Annotated in this window: 15 protein-coding genes and 3 pseudogenes; 4 read left to right on the forward strand and 14 right to left on the reverse strand. The window is 66.6% G+C overall.

From position 1 onward, the window contains the following. From CG719_RS09290 to CG719_RS09350, 13 genes and pseudogenes are all read right to left on the reverse strand, one after another. Positions 1-915 carry an IS982 family transposase gene (locus tag CG719_RS09290; RefSeq protein WP_100568061.1) on the reverse strand — a complete coding sequence of 305 codons (915 nt, stop codon included), beginning with the start codon at positions 913-915 and terminating at the stop codon, positions 1-3. 86 nt (positions 916-1,001) lie between these two features. Beyond that, positions 1,002-1,511 carry a DinB family protein gene (locus CG719_RS09295; protein ID WP_100568062.1) on the reverse strand — a complete coding sequence of 170 codons (510 nt, stop codon included), beginning with the start codon at positions 1,509-1,511 and terminating at the stop codon, positions 1,002-1,004. A gap of 187 nt (positions 1,512-1,698) precedes the next feature. Then, complete coding sequence (locus tag CG719_RS09300) at positions 1,699-3,072, reverse strand: tyrosine-type recombinase/integrase (protein WP_100568063.1); 1,374 nt, start codon at positions 3,070-3,072, stop codon at positions 1,699-1,701. Next, a complete protein-coding gene (locus CG719_RS09305; RefSeq protein ID WP_100568064.1) occupies positions 3,069-3,263 on the reverse strand; it encodes a helix-turn-helix transcriptional regulator in 195 nt (64 codons plus the stop codon). The genes CG719_RS09300 and CG719_RS09305 overlap by 4 nt, the downstream gene beginning before the upstream one ends. Beyond that, the gene (locus tag CG719_RS09310) at positions 3,239-4,537 is read right to left on the reverse strand and encodes a replication initiator (RefSeq protein ID WP_100568065.1); all 1,299 of its coding nucleotides are present in this window, start codon (positions 4,535-4,537) and stop codon (positions 3,239-3,241) included. The genes CG719_RS09305 and CG719_RS09310 overlap by 25 nt, the downstream gene beginning before the upstream one ends. 152 nt (positions 4,538-4,689) lie before the next feature. Beyond that, on the reverse strand, positions 4,690-4,947 hold the full coding sequence (locus CG719_RS09315; RefSeq protein ID WP_100568066.1) for a SpdD protein: 258 nt from the start codon (positions 4,945-4,947) through the stop codon (positions 4,690-4,692). A gap of 14 nt (positions 4,948-4,961) precedes the next feature. Next, positions 4,962-5,156, reverse strand: coding sequence for a hypothetical protein (locus tag CG719_RS09320; RefSeq protein ID WP_100568067.1), 195 nt, complete (start codon positions 5,154-5,156; stop codon positions 4,962-4,964). A 10-nt stretch (positions 5,157-5,166) separates the two neighbouring features. Continuing rightward, positions 5,167-5,358: a mobile element transfer protein gene (locus CG719_RS09325; RefSeq protein ID WP_100568068.1), complete on the reverse strand. Its 192-nt coding sequence runs from the start codon at positions 5,356-5,358 to the stop codon at positions 5,167-5,169. Between the two features lie 11 nt (positions 5,359-5,369). Beyond that, the gene (locus CG719_RS09330) at positions 5,370-6,008 is read right to left on the reverse strand and encodes a DUF2637 domain-containing protein (RefSeq protein ID WP_100568069.1); all 639 of its coding nucleotides are present in this window, start codon (positions 6,006-6,008) and stop codon (positions 5,370-5,372) included. 91 nt (positions 6,009-6,099) lie between these two features. Continuing rightward, positions 6,100-7,475: pseudogene (locus tag CG719_RS09335) on the reverse strand (FtsK/SpoIIIE domain-containing protein). Further along, positions 7,475-7,831: an SCO3933 family regulatory protein gene (locus CG719_RS09340; protein ID WP_100568070.1), complete on the reverse strand. Its 357-nt coding sequence runs from the start codon at positions 7,829-7,831 to the stop codon at positions 7,475-7,477. Before CG719_RS09340 ends, CG719_RS09335 begins: the two are co-directional and overlap by 1 nt. Before the next feature lie 318 nt (positions 7,832-8,149). Then, a complete protein-coding gene (locus CG719_RS09345; RefSeq protein ID WP_442802718.1) occupies positions 8,150-9,388 on the reverse strand; it encodes a helix-turn-helix domain-containing protein in 1,239 nt (412 codons plus the stop codon). Then, on the reverse strand, positions 9,369-9,683 hold the full coding sequence (locus tag CG719_RS09350) for a putative quinol monooxygenase (RefSeq protein ID WP_100568071.1): 315 nt from the start codon (positions 9,681-9,683) through the stop codon (positions 9,369-9,371). Before CG719_RS09350 ends, CG719_RS09345 begins: the two co-directional genes overlap by 20 nt. Positions 9,684-9,896: 213 nt before the next feature. Here CG719_RS09350 and CG719_RS09355 point away from each other — a divergent pair, with 213 nt between their 5' ends. From CG719_RS09355 to CG719_RS09365, 3 genes and pseudogenes are all read left to right on the forward strand, one after another. Next, entirely contained in the window at positions 9,897-10,310 is a 414-nt protein-coding gene (locus tag CG719_RS09355) for an ATP-binding protein (protein ID WP_234375495.1), read from the forward strand. 88 nt (positions 10,311-10,398) lie between these two features. Then, positions 10,399-10,776: a hypothetical protein gene (locus CG719_RS36300; protein WP_100568268.1), complete on the forward strand. Its 378-nt coding sequence runs from the start codon at positions 10,399-10,401 to the stop codon at positions 10,774-10,776. Positions 10,777-11,170: 394 nt separating this feature from the next. Continuing rightward, positions 11,171-11,449 (forward strand): annotated as a pseudogene (locus CG719_RS09365) (IS701 family transposase); the annotation flags it as partial. Positions 11,450-11,779: 330 nt separating this feature from the next. On the opposite strand, the gene CG719_RS09375 reads toward CG719_RS09365, so the two are convergent. After that, positions 11,780-14,065, reverse strand: coding sequence for an NACHT domain-containing protein (locus CG719_RS09375; RefSeq protein ID WP_199836570.1), 2,286 nt, complete (start codon positions 14,063-14,065; stop codon positions 11,780-11,782). 284 nt (positions 14,066-14,349) lie between these two features. Here CG719_RS09375 and CG719_RS09380 point away from each other — a divergent pair. Then, positions 14,350-14,430: pseudogene (locus tag CG719_RS09380) on the forward strand (IS5/IS1182 family transposase); the annotation flags it as partial. Positions 14,431-14,572: the final 142 nt, after the last annotated feature.

Here is a 14,572-nt window from a genome sequence, read left to right on the forward strand (position 1 = left end):
TCAGTGGTCGTAGGCGGTCAGTGAGCGTAGGACGGGCTGGTTGGTGTGGTCGTTGTGCCAGATCGCGGCGGTCAGCGCGAGGATGCGTTGCATGACGCGGGCGATGACACCGCGGGGTGTGCGGCCTCGGTGCTGTTCGAGGTCGAGCTGGCCCTTGAAGGTCTCGTTGACCGACTCGATGACCTGCCGCAACGGCTTGAACAGGGGCGCTCCGGGCCGTTCCGGCTCGTCCTTGCGGGCCGGCCTCAGCAGCCGGATGTCCTGCTCGGCCAACTGGTGCTCGAAGGCGCGGCCGAAGTAGTTCTTGTCGCCGATCAGCGTCTGCCCGGCCCGGGCGGCGACCAGTTCCGGTTCGGCGGCGAGCAGGTCCAGCAGGGTCTCGCGTTCGTCGGCCTTGGCCCCGGTCAGGGCGAAGGCGATGGGCAGGCCCTGCAGGGTGCACACCAGGTGCAGGCGCAGGCCCCAGAAGAAGCGGCTGTGGCTGGCGCAGTAGCCGTACTCGGCCCATCCGGCCAGGTCGGAGCGCTTGACGGTCTCGCGGGAGCGTCCGCACTCCACCGGCGTGGAGTCCACGATCCACACGTCATCACTCCATACAGAGGTGTCGGTTGCCAGCAGCCGGGTCACCCGCCGCAGCAGCTCGGTGGCCTTGCGTAGGCGCTTGTTGTAGCCGGGCTGCTGGGGCAGGTAGGGGAAGAGGTGCCGCAGGTGGGCGCGGGCGTGGCGAAGCCACTTGGCCTCGGAGGTGAAGCCCAGCATGGCCTGCATCATCGCGAGCGTGACCAGCTCGGCATCGGTCAGTTGCGCGGCGATCCCGACCGACGGACGCCAGGGCGCCAGGTGCGGTGAGTCCTTCAGCAGGTCGTCGGTCTTCACATAGAGTGCGGTGGCGAGGGAGTCCAACTCTGTCTTCACACAATGACGTTGGACTCCCTCCTTCCAACCCCGCGGGTGATTCTCTGGAACGGCTCAGCAGGTGGAGACAGGTGGCCCCTGCGGAATCAGGCGCCCACGGTCCCGTCGACACCTTCACGCAGAAAGTCCGCGTGCCCGTTGTGGCGGCCGTACTCCAGGAGCACGTGCACCATCACCATCCGCAGCGACACCTCCTCGCCCCATCGTGGCTGATACCCGGCCTGGTCCAGGGACTTGGCCTCCCGCTCGATACGGCGCGAGGTCTCCACCTCGGCCTCCCAGGCTACGAACGCCTCGTCCCTGGTCGACGCACTCGCGTCGTACGCCGCCTGAAAGTCGATCTTGTCGGACCAGACCATGGGCGCGTCGTGGTCCTCGAACACTCGACGGAACCAGGCACGCTCCACCTCCGCCATGTGCCGCACCAGACCGAGCAGCGAAAGCGTGGACGGCGGCATCGACTGCTGTCGCAGCTCCTCGTCGGTGAGCCCTTCGCACTTCATGGCGAGGGTTGCGCGGTGGTAGTCGAGGAAAGCCCGCAGCATGTCGCGTTCGCTGCCAAAACTGGGCGGTCCTATGCGGTTGTCGCTGGTCACTGGTTGTGCTCCTCATCCGTGCCTGCGTTGAGGGCCAGTATCTACTCCCGTCGACTGTCCCAGAGGAGGGCCGTCAACCGGACCTGATTGTTCCCACGGAGATCGCCGAACACAGGAACCAGAAAGGCTCATTGCACCCCGCAGCCGCAACTACCCCTTGGAATCGATCATCTAGCGTCGCACGGGATCACTCGTACTCGCGCAACAACTCCTCGATCTTGCGGTTGGCAATCTCCTGCCGTCCGTCGATGCACTTGGCGTAGCGGCTCAGCAGGACCTCCACACTGTTGCCCGCACGTTCGGCCACCTCCGTCGCGTCCACCCCGGAGTTGAGCCAGGTCGACAGCGCCGAATGTCGGAGGTCGTACGGGCGAGCCGCGAGCGGTGAGGCGACCACGGCCGGCGGATGCGCCAGCGCACGGGCCTCCTGCCAGACGCGGTAGTACGTTGAGGAGCCGACCACTCCCCCACGCTCGTTGGTGAACAGCCGCCCGTCCTCGGCGGCGCCGAACGTGTCGAGGTGCTGCCGGAGTATGGCGACGAGCTGGGGCGGAATCGGTACGAGCCGGACCTCCTCCGCCGGTCGGTTCTTGAGACCCCGGTCGTCGTGGGTCTCGCCGGAGTCCGTCCACTGCTTGCCGACACTGGGGCGCGTCCGGTTCAGCAGTGCTGTCCCCCAGCCGACCTCGGGCAGCTTCAGGTCCGCACTGGTGAGGCCGACGGCCTCAGCCGGGCGCAGAGCGCCGTAGTACATGCAGGCGAACAGGCCGACGAGTCGCCGGCCACGCGCGCGGCCGTACCCACCCACGTACGAGACCGCGGTCAGCAGGGAACGAGCCTGCTCGGGATTGGCGACCACCCGCGGATCGACCTCCCCGGCAACCTTCGGCTTCTTCCAGCGGATGCCCGTGACCGGGTTCTCCTTGAACTCACCAAGGTCCACCGCGTAGTGCATCGCGTTGACGAGTGTCCGACGCTTGCGCTGGACGGTCTCCGCGGCTGCCGCTGTCCCGTCGAGCTTCAGCTTGAGCGAGTCCAGGACGGCCCTACCGATGGCGGCGTCACCGAGATCCGAAAGCGGGCGCGACGCCTTGGCCACCCAATGCAACGCGTTGGCGATCTCGCTCGGCAATTCACGCTCATTCGGACCGGGAAGGACGAAGGCCCAGGTGCGAAGCGCCTTCCTGATCAGTTCCTCGGACGGCCGTCCCGGACGCTCGTCGAGAAGGGCCATCGTCAGGGCGGTCAGCGCCTCATTGATCCCGTTGCGCGTGTTCGGCGCCGCGTGCGGCCACTTCATGGACAGATACTTCAGGGCGAAGGCGTACCAGGTCATTGAGGCCGCCTTCTCGACCATCGAGTCGGGTAGCCCCGCCGCCGTGTCGAACTCTTCGCCGGCATGAGCGGCACGGAGCAACTTGGAACGGTAATGGTCCGCGAGCGCTTTGGTGCGGAACTGTTCGGAGAACACGTTCCCGGCAACGGTCCATCGGACGTCATAGGACGACTTCTTGGTGTTCCTCTTCCGGACGCCCCACACCTTTACGTCGAGAGACTTCACGCCGCCGCCTCCAACTGTCGGAGCCAGGCGGAGAAGTCGCTCCGCCAGACTCGCAGCTCGCCGTTAGGAAGCTTGAAAGCCGCCGGCCCAATACCCAACTCGCGCCAGCGGTAAAAGGTCCGCCGAGAAACACCGCCCAACTCGTCGAGGACCTGGCTCACGGTCATCAGTTCGTCGCGTCGGCGGTCCATGTCGGTTCTCCTTCCGTTCCGGGGGCGGGTTCAAGGGATTCGGCGAGCCAGGCTTCGGCGCGGGACAGGCCGGTACCGGCGAAGACCCAGTGCGCGAGGACGAGCGTTGTTTCCCCGTCCTGCGGGACGGGCGGAGCCGCTTGGGCCCGGCGCCAGTCGGCGCGAGCGTCACGGAGGGCGCCGAGGGTGGTGGAGTAGCGGCGGGACTTGGTGGAGAAGTGGCCGCGGAAGCCGAGCATGTGGGCCCAGGCCCGCAGGCGGAGGTCTGCCAGCTCGGGGCAGGCGCCCAGGGTCCAGGCGGTGCGGATCATGCGGCGGGCGTGTTCGGTGATCCGGGCTTGGGCCAGCTCGGCGAGGAACCTGATCGGCCGGTCCAGGGCGCCGGTCGCTGTCTCTGCTCCCTTGGTGGCGTACTTGGCGATGTACGCCGCTACGGCCCGCTCGGTCAGTTCCTGGCCGTCGTCGAAGTCGGCGGAGCGGATCGTGCGGACGTCGAGCTGTCGGCCGAAGACGAAGGTGTGGGCCCGTTCGTCGATCACCGGCCCGTCGACTCGCGCGGTGGTGGCAGCTGCCCTGATGGCGTCGGTCAGCAGCTCGGCCGTGGCCCAGGCGGGAGGGGCGGAGTCGCCGCCGTCGGGGCCGTCGAGGCGGATCACGGCGTGGAAGCGGACGGCTCCCCGCTTCTGGTACTCGGCCACCTTCGCGAAGGAGATCCGGGCGTGGTCCCGGAACGCCCGCTGAGTGAGGCCGGCCCGCTTGGCGACCTCCCGGCGGAGGTAGATCGAGAACCGCCGCCACAGGGCACCCGCATGTGCGTTCCACAGCACGGCCGCTTCGTAGTCGTAGGACTCCGGGTCGAGGGGCGTCCCCAGGACGGCGTCACCTTCCTCGTGCCGGACGCCGCAGCGGCAGTTCCGGCCGCCGGAGGGGCGGTTGTGGACCGGGCCAAAGCCGGGGGCGGTGAAAGTGGCGAAGACGCGCGGGTGGGTGGCGACCCGTTCGGGTGTCCCCTTGCCACCGCGGAGTCCGGCGGTGATCAGGTGGTAAGTGTCGCGGCGGTAGGTCTCGGCACAGGCCGCGCACCGGGTGGCGCGGCGGTTGTTGCAGCGGATGAGGAGCTGACCAGCGGGCAGGGTCGAGGAGTCCAGGTGGTGCAGGACGCGGCCGATCTCGCCGGTCGTCTGGTCCACCGCCTGTTCGGTGCGGTGACCGTCGAGGCGGATCGGGTGCGTGCAGCCGCCCAGGCCGGACAGTTGGCGGGCCAGCTCGGGCATGGTGCCCAGTGAGGCCAGCGTGGAGAGTTCCGCCAGCGGTGGCGGGGTCTGCCGGGTGATGATGGGAGTTCCTTTCGACTGTTTCGACGGCTGGGAGGGACGGCCCCGGGGCGGCGGGATGCTTGGCGGCGTGTTGCCGCCCTGGCGGCCGGTCAGCGCTTGTTCGCGCTGCTAACGAGGGAGCGCAGGACCACGGCGGCGATGGCCACGGACACGGCCGAGAAGGCGAGGGCCGCCAGGAGCGCGGTGAGCACGATTCCGACGATGACCACGGCGGCGACCGCGCCGACACCGGCGCCCACGTACGGAGCGACCGGGCGGCCTGCGGAGGAGGCTGGAGCCTGCGTGTGCTGGGGCATGACGGTTGTCGTCGGCGGAGTCGGGATGTCGGGCAGCTTGGGGCGGAGCACGGCGGACCTCCTTGTCACTCGTGGGTGCCGTTGACGACGCCGACCCCGGAACGGGTGCCGGACTCGATGGCGGGGGCGAGGAAGGTGTGTGAGAGCCAGAAGCCGAACAGCGCGATCACGACGGCGACCCAGAGCCGGACGCCGAGGAACTTGATCGCGGCCCAGGCGATGACGCCCAGAACAAAGACGAGCGGCAGCGAGACGGTCACGGGAGCTCCCTCAGCGGACGGCGCAGCGGTGGGTACGGGCAGCCAGCTCGGCGGCGGCCCGGCTGTCGTAGTCCGTGGCGAAACCGCAGCGCGGAGCCGTGCAGGCGGCGGTGTGCTTCTCGCGGCCCCGGCCGTCGTAGTACGTGCCGACCTGGACAGGACCGATACGGACGACCCGGCGAAATCGCGGGGTGGCGGACATGAGTGCTCCTTTCAGAGCTGTGCAGCGATGGCGTCGGCCAGGGGCAGGGGCACGCCGAGGCGGGCGCGCAGGGTCGGGGTGTCGATGGCCGTTCCGGTGCGGGTGTGGTGCTCGGCGGCGACCTTCCGGGCGTGCTCGACCAGGGCGGCCGGGACGGGCACCGCGGGCAGAGCGGGCTTCGGCTCGACGGCCGGGAGGGCTTCGGTCGGATCGGGCGCGTCCTCCTGGTCCTCGATGGCCTGGAGCCGCTCCGGTTCCTCGGTGGTCCCGGGGTGGTCGTCCGTCGGCGGGGTCGAGTGGGCGAGGAGGGTTCCGCCTAGGAAGGCGACGGCGGGCCAGCCCGCGACGAGGATGCGGAGCCAGGCCGGTACCTGGTCGATGTCGAGCAGTCCGGCTGTGGCGACGTTCGCGCCCAGGGAGGCGGTCAGCGCGATCAGGAACCAGCACCACCCGGCTGCTTTCGCGCCGCCGGACCGCAGTCGGCGCCAGGCGGCGACGAGCAGGAGGTCGACCGAGATGGGATAAGCCCACGCCTTCCACCCGTCCTGACCGGCGGCCGAGGCGATGTCGTGCAGGTGGGCGAAGGACAGCGCGGCGGCGATGACCGCCTGGACGAGTACCGCGTCGACGCGGGCCAGGTGGGCGCGCATGAAGCGGCTCCTTCCGGATTCGGGCATGGGAGGGGTAGGGACGTGGCGTGAGGCGGTCACGCCGACCGGTGGTGGAGGGGGAAGCGCTAGGTCAGTCGGTCACGGGCCGTGGCGTCACGACCGGGGACGGGGTCTCGACCGACCGCGCGGGCACATGGGGCCGGAAGGGCTTGAGCGCGGGCAGGTCCGGGACCAGGTGGGCCGAGTCGCGGCAGGTCTCGGCGGCGTCGCCGAGGGAGAGGTACGGCGTGCGGATGCGGGACCAGCCGCCGGAGGTGTCACCGGCCACGGCGAGGCCGGGCCGTTCGGGGGCGATGGCGCAGGCGGCGAAGACGGCTTCCGGGGCGATGTCGCCGAGCGCCATCTTGGCGGAGGCTTCGTCGTTGACGCGGTGGCAGACGCGGCCGGTGAGCTGGGCGCGCAACATGGTCGCGCCCTTGCCCAGCTCGGCGCCGAAGCGTTGCCCGCAGACCTCCAGGTAGATGCCGGCTGCGCGGCCGAGCTGGGCAAGCCGGATGAGCTGAGTGACCATCTCGTCCCGCCGCTCCTCGTCCCTTTTCGTGGCAACGAGGAAGAGCTCAGCGACCTCGTCGACGAACAGCACGACGGGAACCGGGCGTTCACGCTCAGGCAGGCCCCAGATGTCGGAAGTGATCTTCTCGTCCGGCGTGCCGGGGGCGATGCCCTGTCGGGCCTTGATCAGGTCGTACCGCTCGTCCATTTCCCTGATGAGCGCGGGCAGCAGCTCGGCCGCCTGCTCCGAGTTCGTGGCCAGGGCCGAGAGCCTCGGGGCGAAGGGCGCAAGCTCGACGCCCCGCTTGCAGTCGATGCCGACCAGGGCGACTGGCTGCTGGGCGAGCCCTGCGAGGAGGTGCCGCAGATACATGGACTTGCCGGACAGAGTGGCACCCAGGGTGAGTTGGTGCGGCACGGTGCGGTAGTCGCGTACGAAGGGCGTGGCGTCCTCGCGCAGCGCGACCGGCACCCGGAGGAGCTCGGAGCCGGCCTTGCGCGGCATACGCACCCGGTTCAGCACGTCGAAGCCGACGAGTCGGAGGTCACCACGCCCGGCTTCACCGTGGTGACGTAGACAGCGTGAACTCCCCAGGCGTGCCGCAGCCGTTCGGCGGAGGCGGCCACGTCCGCCGGTTCCTGGCCGGGGGCGAGTCGCAGACGGAGCCGCAGACCGGTCGTGGTGGGACGGATGATCCCCCGACGCGGCGGTACGGGCCGGACCTCGCGGCGGCTGGTCGCCTTCACCGCCAGGACCCTGAGCCGCGAGGGAGCCACGGTGAGGCCGCAGGCTTCCATGACGGAGCCGTACGAGCCAAGGAGCCGGGCCGTTGATAACGGCAGGCCAACCGTGGACCAGTAGACGCCCGGGTGACGAGCCCGGGTGTAGGCGGCCCCGCCACCGAGTGCGGCGAGGGGGCCACCCACCTCCAGCAGCGTCGTCCAGTCCGACATCAGGCGGAGGCCCCGACTGCTGTCGAGAAGGCGGCCGGCGCGACCGCAGCCGCCCGGAAGGCGATGCCGTGACGCTGCTGGCCGTTGAACACGGTTTCCCACGGCCGGGCCACCAGGCCCACCAGCGCAACTGGGGAGCCGAGGGACAGCCCCTCGGTGACGCCGCTCTCCGGAACGGTGACCTTGACCAGCGAGGACTCGCCGTCCTCGAGGTAGACGACGCCGATGGTCATCAGCGCCTCACCGGTGTTCGCGTCCTTGGCGATCTCACCGGTCTGCCGGTCCCGAACTTTGGGCTCCGGAGTCTCGGTGAGCAGGATCGTGGCCGCCGAAGTCTCCACACGGATTACACGCACAGAACTGCTCTCCCTTGCGTCGCACCGTATGCACGGTGCATTCAGTGACGAATGACTACGCAACGGGAGGTTGACCTCATACCGACTGGGCGCGATACGCTCCAAGAGCGTTGATGCCAAAGACGCACCCGGCCTGAGTGGGCTGCCTCCCGCTCAGGCCACATCTGCTTTCTGTGGCCCTTTTTCGCTCACGCGCCGGTGCAGGTCTGCCTTCCTGCACCGGCCCGTTCGCATGCTCGCACCGCCAACTCCGCTGGACGCGAAGGGGCGTGCCGACACCAACCACAGTAACCCGCACTCGAAGTACTGTCTAGTACTTCAGGTACCAGTACGTACTTCGTGTACGCCCAACTCTCCCGCCAGGGCCCGCAGCTCCTCGGACGGGGGCTGGCTCATGGTCAGAAGGTCCGCCACGAGCTGCTTGACCATCGGCAGAGACCGCACCCTCTCGGGCGACAGCTCACGAGCCCTCAGCAGCGCTGAGACCGCGTCACCAACCTGTCGACGCTGGGCATAAGCCCTCGCCACATCGATCTGGAACCGAGTCTGCCGCTCTGCGGACAGCCCCGACGCGTCAACTGCCTGCGCAGCCCGTAGAGCGACGCCGGCGTCTCCAAGGTCGACTGCTACGGACACCTCGTGCAAGCCGACGTTGGTGGGGCCAAATTCGGTGTTGTAGTCATTGCGCCCGTCACCGACCTGTTCGGCCATTGCACGAGCGTCGCGGAGGAAGCCGTATGCCTCATCGGCCAGGTTCAGCCGAGCGGCGGCGACCGCCCGTTGCAATGTCAGCGCACCACGCAGCGCCACCGCCTCGACCTGCCCAGACTCCGTCAGGGGTCGCAGGGCGTCAGCCGCACTCCCTGACGCTTGAGCCGCCTGCTCGAAGTGACGCGCACCGAGGAAGACGATTGCGAGCCGGAACTCACCAGCAGCCATCAGCAGCGGATCATTGGCCCGCTCGGCGGCGACCACGGCGCGGTCGACGGCGATCCAGGCCGCCTCGGGCTCCCCCAGGTTCGCGAGCGCTCCGCTACACGTGTGGTACATGACCGCAAGCAGCCGGAAGAGTTCGGGACGATCGGCCTCCGGAACCGAGCGGGTGGCCGATTCCAGCCGAGGAACGAGCTTTTCGAGCAGCTCGGCCAGGTCGGCATAGTTGCCCTGATGCGTCAGCGACCATGCGTGGTCGACCTCGGCACCAAGCGCCGGCACATCAGGGGATGCGTTCTTCTCGCCGAGGACCGCCTTGAGCGAGTGCGCGGCACTCAGAACCAGCCGCAGCCGACTCGCTCCCGGTGCCTCACCTTCGGCCACCGACGCCACGATGGGGGCCTCAGCCGCCAGCTCGGCGATGGGCACCTCCAGCACCTCGGCGACCTTCTCCAGCACGGTCATCCGGTCGATGCGCCGCACGCCACGCTCCACCTGGGACACCCACGCTTCCGATCGCCCAAGGAGACCGGCGAACTCCTTCTGCGACAGCCCGCGTCGTTTGCGATGGAAGGCGATCTTGCGACCTAGCGCCTTCTGATACTCAGTGCTCAACGTCCACACCCTTGCCGGACACGAAGTCCAGACGGTCAACCTCTGTAGCGGAAAGGTACTGATCCCGCTCGGAGAGGAAGGCCCGCACGTAGTCCTTTGACTCGTGCTCCTCGAAGGCGCCCTTGTCCCGATACAGCTCGTAGAACACGCGCTCCAGGGGGCGCCCGTCAACGCGATGCACCGTGTAGATCACCGTCCCGGGCTCGTTCGCCCGGATCAGTTCCCCGGTCCGCGCCACGAGGTCATCGAACGCCGCCGCCGACGCCTCGTCCTTGCAGGTGAAGCGCACCATCAGTCCGAACATGCGAGGTCCTCTCTATATCGGCTTCCAGGCCAGCACCTGACCACCCGGCGAACGCTATGCGCCGACCGCTCGCACGAAAAGTACGAAGCCGCACTCTAAGTACGCACACATTCGGTACGGTGCTAGTACTAATTGTACGGCTCTGCGTGGTCCGTGTCAGCCGGTCGCTATCGCTGACACAGAAGACAGCAGGTCACCGCCATGGAGGACGCCATGCCCACCCACGGACGCACCTTCCCTGGGGACCCCCAACAACTCAGCGCCGCGCGCCGCTGGACCCGCGCCACCCTGAACGGCCACCCACGCTCCGAGGACGCCGCACTGATCGTCACCGAACTCGGCACCAACGCCGTCACGCACACCGCCAGCGGCGAAGGTGCCGGCACTTTCCAGATCAGGCTCACCGTCTCCGAGCAGACCGTCACGATCGCGGTAACCGACCGAGGCCGCACGAAGACTGCCCCCGAGGTCCAGCATCCGCCCCTCAACGCCACCCACGGCCGCGGACTCGGCCTGGTCGCCGCCCTCGCCGACAGCGTCACAGTCGAAGGCAACAATTTCGGCCGCACGGTCACCGCCGAACTCCGCGTCCACGCGGCCCTCCGGGAGTCGGCGCCGTGTTCTTGAACGTCGAGCGGGACGCCCATGCCGGGCCCCAGAAGCCTCACGGCGACGACAGCGACTCCAGGGCCACGGCAGGAGGCCACCCGTGCTCATGAAAGAACCCCGACGCGGCTACTGGTGCGAATGCTGGACGGAAGACCTCACCGAGCGGCGAAGTCCGGCACTCCTGGCATCCTTCGACGCTCTCACGGCTCCGCAGGCGGATCGCTGGGTGGCGGTAGCCCTCCGGACGATCTCACCGGCCCTCGACGCAGACTCATCAGACGCTGCCTGGGAGTGGCTGTACAACGGCCGCATCGAGACCAGACGAGCGCTTCTACGCTCCGAGCCCTGCACGGTGTCAGTGACCCACGAGGGCATCCGCATCACGTGGATGATCCGACCTGTGATCTTCTTGCCACTCTCACACCGCCAGGGTGCCGAACTCCCGCGGTGCGCGTACGACTTCAAGCCCTGCACATCCCACTGAGTTACAACTTTCTCTACGGGTTCAAGGCGGCTCGCTCCGCTCACCGCGCGCGGCCCGGCCCCCGGCCGGGCCTGCGCTCCTGTCTCCGCCCCGCTCCAGCCCGGCCGGCGCCCGTGCCGCGCGCACAGCAATCAGCCGCCTGATGCCAGAGAAGGGATCCATCGTGGCTGGGGCGGTCGGCTCCACGGCTTTAGGCAGCCACTTTGGCGCGAGCCTCGAAGATCATGGCCCCAACGTCGTGCTTTACCGGGCAGGTCCACAGACTGCCCGACGCGCCGGAAGCTTACGGGGCCATGATCACTCGCGCCAAAGCAGCTCCAGCCCAAAGCCGTTCCACCGACCGCGTGCTCCCGTAGCGCGAACGGAGGGTATCCGACCCCTTCAGGTCACCGTCCAGGAGCTGGTGCGGGTCGCCGGGGCGCGCTGGGCGATCGAGGAGTGCTTCCAGGCCGCGAAGAACGAATGCGGCCTGGACCAGTACGAGGTCCGCCGCTACACGGGCTGGTATCGGCACATCACTCTGGCCATGCTCGCGCACGCCTTCCTGGCCGCCACGGCACACCAGCCCTGGGAAAAGGGGGCGGAACAGGTGAGACACCCGGGGCCATCGAGCTCACAGTGGCGGAGGTTCGGCGACTCCTGGCAGCTTGTCGTGCCCGGCCCCCGCACCTGAGCGGGCACCGCGGACGACACCACGCGCTGCACTGGTCGAACTGGCGCCGCCGACGCCAAGCAGTCGCCCGCCACTGTCACTACCTGCGGCGTTGTCGCACGATCGAGGGGCGGTCTCCGTGAGACCGCCCCGCACGATCGAAGTCCCGCTACACTCCCGCCACACGGCGAAAGGCCAGGTCAGACAGCAAAATCCTGCTGGAGTACTAACAGGGCTCCTGGACCAACGGGTTCGTCGAACACCTCACCCAACGGCACGGGAGCCCTGTGCGTTGCGGGCACCGAAGCCATCACGCGATCGGTGGCCACTCTGAAACCCTCACTGCTGATGTCAGCGAGATTTCAGGTAAAATTCCCCGGGCTTCTCTAGAGCGCGAAGGGCCGCAGGTCGACGCCCCTTAACCGGAAGGTACAGGGTCGCTTTCCCTGATGTGTTGCGGTAAACCCAGCCTTCAGACACGAGGCTCGCTAGCACACTCGCAACAAGGTTCCTGCTGGCCTGGTCAAGGCCGCGACTCAGCCCGCTCTCCTTCCGGCCCGAACCGCGCTGGCTGTAAATCTTCTTCAGTATGGTAAGTGCCACCTTGGTGCGGGGATCGAGGCTAAGTTGCATTATTCCCGCCGTGGTCTGAGATTGCTGGGAGAATTGCTCGATGTCGCAGTCAATGAAATTACCCTCGAGCCATGTAGGGATTTTTGATGCTCCGTCGAGGAAGCCGATCAGACACCGCTGGAAGTAAGGGAACGGCTGCCCCTCTTCCGTCATCGATATGTCCAGCGTCTGAATGACACAGTCCTGGTAGTTGATGCGCCTAGCCAGCGCATCGCTATTGGACAGCGTTAGCGTATCGAAGATGACTCCTTCGACGATGAACGTGTTTCGGTTTCCGTCCTCTGTCGGCTCGAAGGTGGACACCACACGCAGCATGTCGGCCAGAACGGAATCGTACTGCCCTTGATTCTGTCGGCGAGAAGCTACTGCGAGGGCAGCTCGGGCAGTCGTTCCTCGCTCCTGCAGGGCGCTAGCCGCCGCTTCAATTCCTAGGTCGCCAGCAGTAGTAACCCAGGATGCGACGCCGGAGAGCGGATGCTCATCGTAAGGATCTGTGAGATAACTGGCCAGATCCTCCCCGTAGGCCGTATCTGCCAGATTACGGTCAACGAAGATTCGAGATTCCTCGTCTCCTATTGGGGCCGAGATGGCGAGGCCAGGAAGACGGAGAAGCAACTGCAAGCCCTCTTCGTCAGGCTGCCTGTTGTTGATGTTGATAAATGCGGTCCTCATCAGGTCCATGCCGACAGGACCAGTTTCGTCTCCCTGGGAACGCGCTAGCGTGGCGACCCTGGACACGATAGCCTTTATCACTTCGGGGCGAACAGCGCTGAACATGCGCGCTTCCCGCTCGCAGATCGCGTCGAAGAAGCGACGCCATGCCGTCGCTTGCGTTGTCTCTGCGTCTGTGTTGACTTCTGAGAAGGCCTGCATCGCCACCAAGTAGCCGATGAGTAGAGGGCGTGTAGGAAGCCACTCCGGAACCTTCCATGACACTCCGGCCGATGCCAGGTACTCCTCTACCTGCCCCTCGGTGAAGTCCCGAATGCTCACGAGGTTCTCTGACGATTCGAATCCCAGTGACTCCGCCATCTCGGAGTGGGAAGAAAAGTAGTGGGAGCGTCCACAGACGACGATTCCTGTGTCGGACGGAGTCTCCTCGGCCAATCGTCGGACTGGAGCGAGTGCCGCGCGTCGGACTTCTTTAAGATCTGCCGCACTTCCAAGCCACCTGGTGGGAACGATTTCATCAAAACCGTCCAGCAGTAGGATGCATGCCCCTGATCGCCAGGCAGATATCAGGCTCCTGTCGCTACCGAATCCAATCTCTTCGGAGTGTCGCCGCAGGATCTCCGCAGGAGTCTTCAGGCCGGCACAGTCTCTGAGATTGATATGAACCGGAAAGGGAGTAAGCTTCTTCTTCCTGAAATGCAGCCTGCGGAGCTCGTAATAGAGCTCTCGCAGGGCATGACTCTTCCCTACCCCGAATTCGCCGACGACGAGGGCCCTGTAGCCGTCGATCAACATCTTGGAAAGTTCGGTTGTGGTCAGTTGTCCGGAATCGCGGTCCGAGAAGGAGACGGGCACCTTCACGTCCACCTTCTCGGTGGGTCGAGAGTAGGAGATGCTACCGAAAGGTGCGTCGTCTCTGCAGCGCAGGTAACCCTCTGAATCGCAAAGTCGACGCTGCAAGGTGGACACACTGATTGCGTGGATAGTGATGTTCCCTTTTCGGGACTCCTCCACGACAGCGCTCCGCTGCTCTGCAGTCGGCTCGTCGCGAGTCACAAACCAACCGGTCAGGTTCTTGTAGGAGTTTTCGGGCTTTCTACTCAGATCAATGAGCAACTCGCGGAGTTTTTCCGCATCCTTCTGGGCCTTGGCCTTTTTTGGCTCGATAGTGAACTCATATGCATGGATTGATTCTTCCGTGATGAACACACCGTCCCGCTCGCGCCCCTTGTGCATGATCGCCCCCTGGAGCCCGTGTGGGTCGTGTATCGCTCTGGCCACCTCCAAAGCCCTGAGTTCGAAATCGCGCCCGGATTCATCGAACATGGTCACGGTTCCCCCCTTCTGCAGCTAATGAAAGTTAGCTGCACTTTGCATTGTTACTCTATCCCGCCATCGCAGCGACATTGGAGACCTGATTGGCCGATATGTCCATTTCGTCTCGCCAGGGTCAGGGCGGGTGACGGCTTGTCAGCTTATGGCCTCCCCCGATGTTTTTCGAGATCCGTCCCCTGTGTCCTTCAGCGATGAGCCGGCGCTCAGCGGGATGTCAGGATCTGCCCTCCGGACCCGGAGGCATGTTCCGAGACCGGAACATCAGCAGTCTTGTTCGTGAGGCCCACAAGCATCGCCGTCACGGGGTGAACGTGCAGGTAGTGAGCGATCCCGCGGGCAAGCTGCTTTGGATCTCGCCCGCGGGGCACCCTTCACGGGCGATCAGGCCTTCCTGGGGGCCTATCGCAGGAACGCTACCCCGTGGACCATCCGTGGACAGGCACCATCTGGTTCCTCTCGACCAAGCCCCTGACCAGCACGTTGTCTGCGAGGCAAAAGGGCCTC

Origin of the sequence: Streptomyces sp. CB01373 (assembly GCF_002803075.1) — a bacterium.
In the GTDB taxonomy this organism is placed as follows: domain Bacteria; phylum Actinomycetota; class Actinomycetes; order Streptomycetales; family Streptomycetaceae; genus Streptomyces.

Excerpts from the sequence above, each read along its gene's own strand:
- CG719_RS09310 (WP_100568065.1), bottom strand. The coding sequence starts at position 4,537 with ATGCCCGAGCTGGCCCGCCAACTGTCCGGCCTGGGCGGCTGCACGCAC.
- CG719_RS09305 (WP_100568064.1), bottom strand. The coding sequence starts at position 3,263 with ATGGACCGCCGACGCGACGAACTGATGACCGTGAGCCAGGTCCTCGAC.
- CG719_RS09330 (WP_100568069.1), bottom strand. The coding sequence starts at position 6,008 with ATGCGCGCCCACCTGGCCCGCGTCGACGCGGTACTCGTCCAGGCGGTC.
- CG719_RS09350 (WP_100568071.1), bottom strand. The coding sequence starts at position 9,683 with ATGTTCGGACTGATGGTGCGCTTCACCTGCAAGGACGAGGCGTCGGCG.
- CG719_RS36300 (WP_100568268.1), top strand. The coding sequence starts at position 10,399 with ATGAAAGAACCCCGACGCGGCTACTGGTGCGAATGCTGGACGGAAGAC.
- CG719_RS09355 (WP_234375495.1), top strand. The coding sequence starts at position 9,897 with ATGCCCACCCACGGACGCACCTTCCCTGGGGACCCCCAACAACTCAGC.
- CG719_RS09325 (WP_100568068.1), bottom strand. The coding sequence starts at position 5,358 with ATGTCCGCCACCCCGCGATTTCGCCGGGTCGTCCGTATCGGTCCTGTC.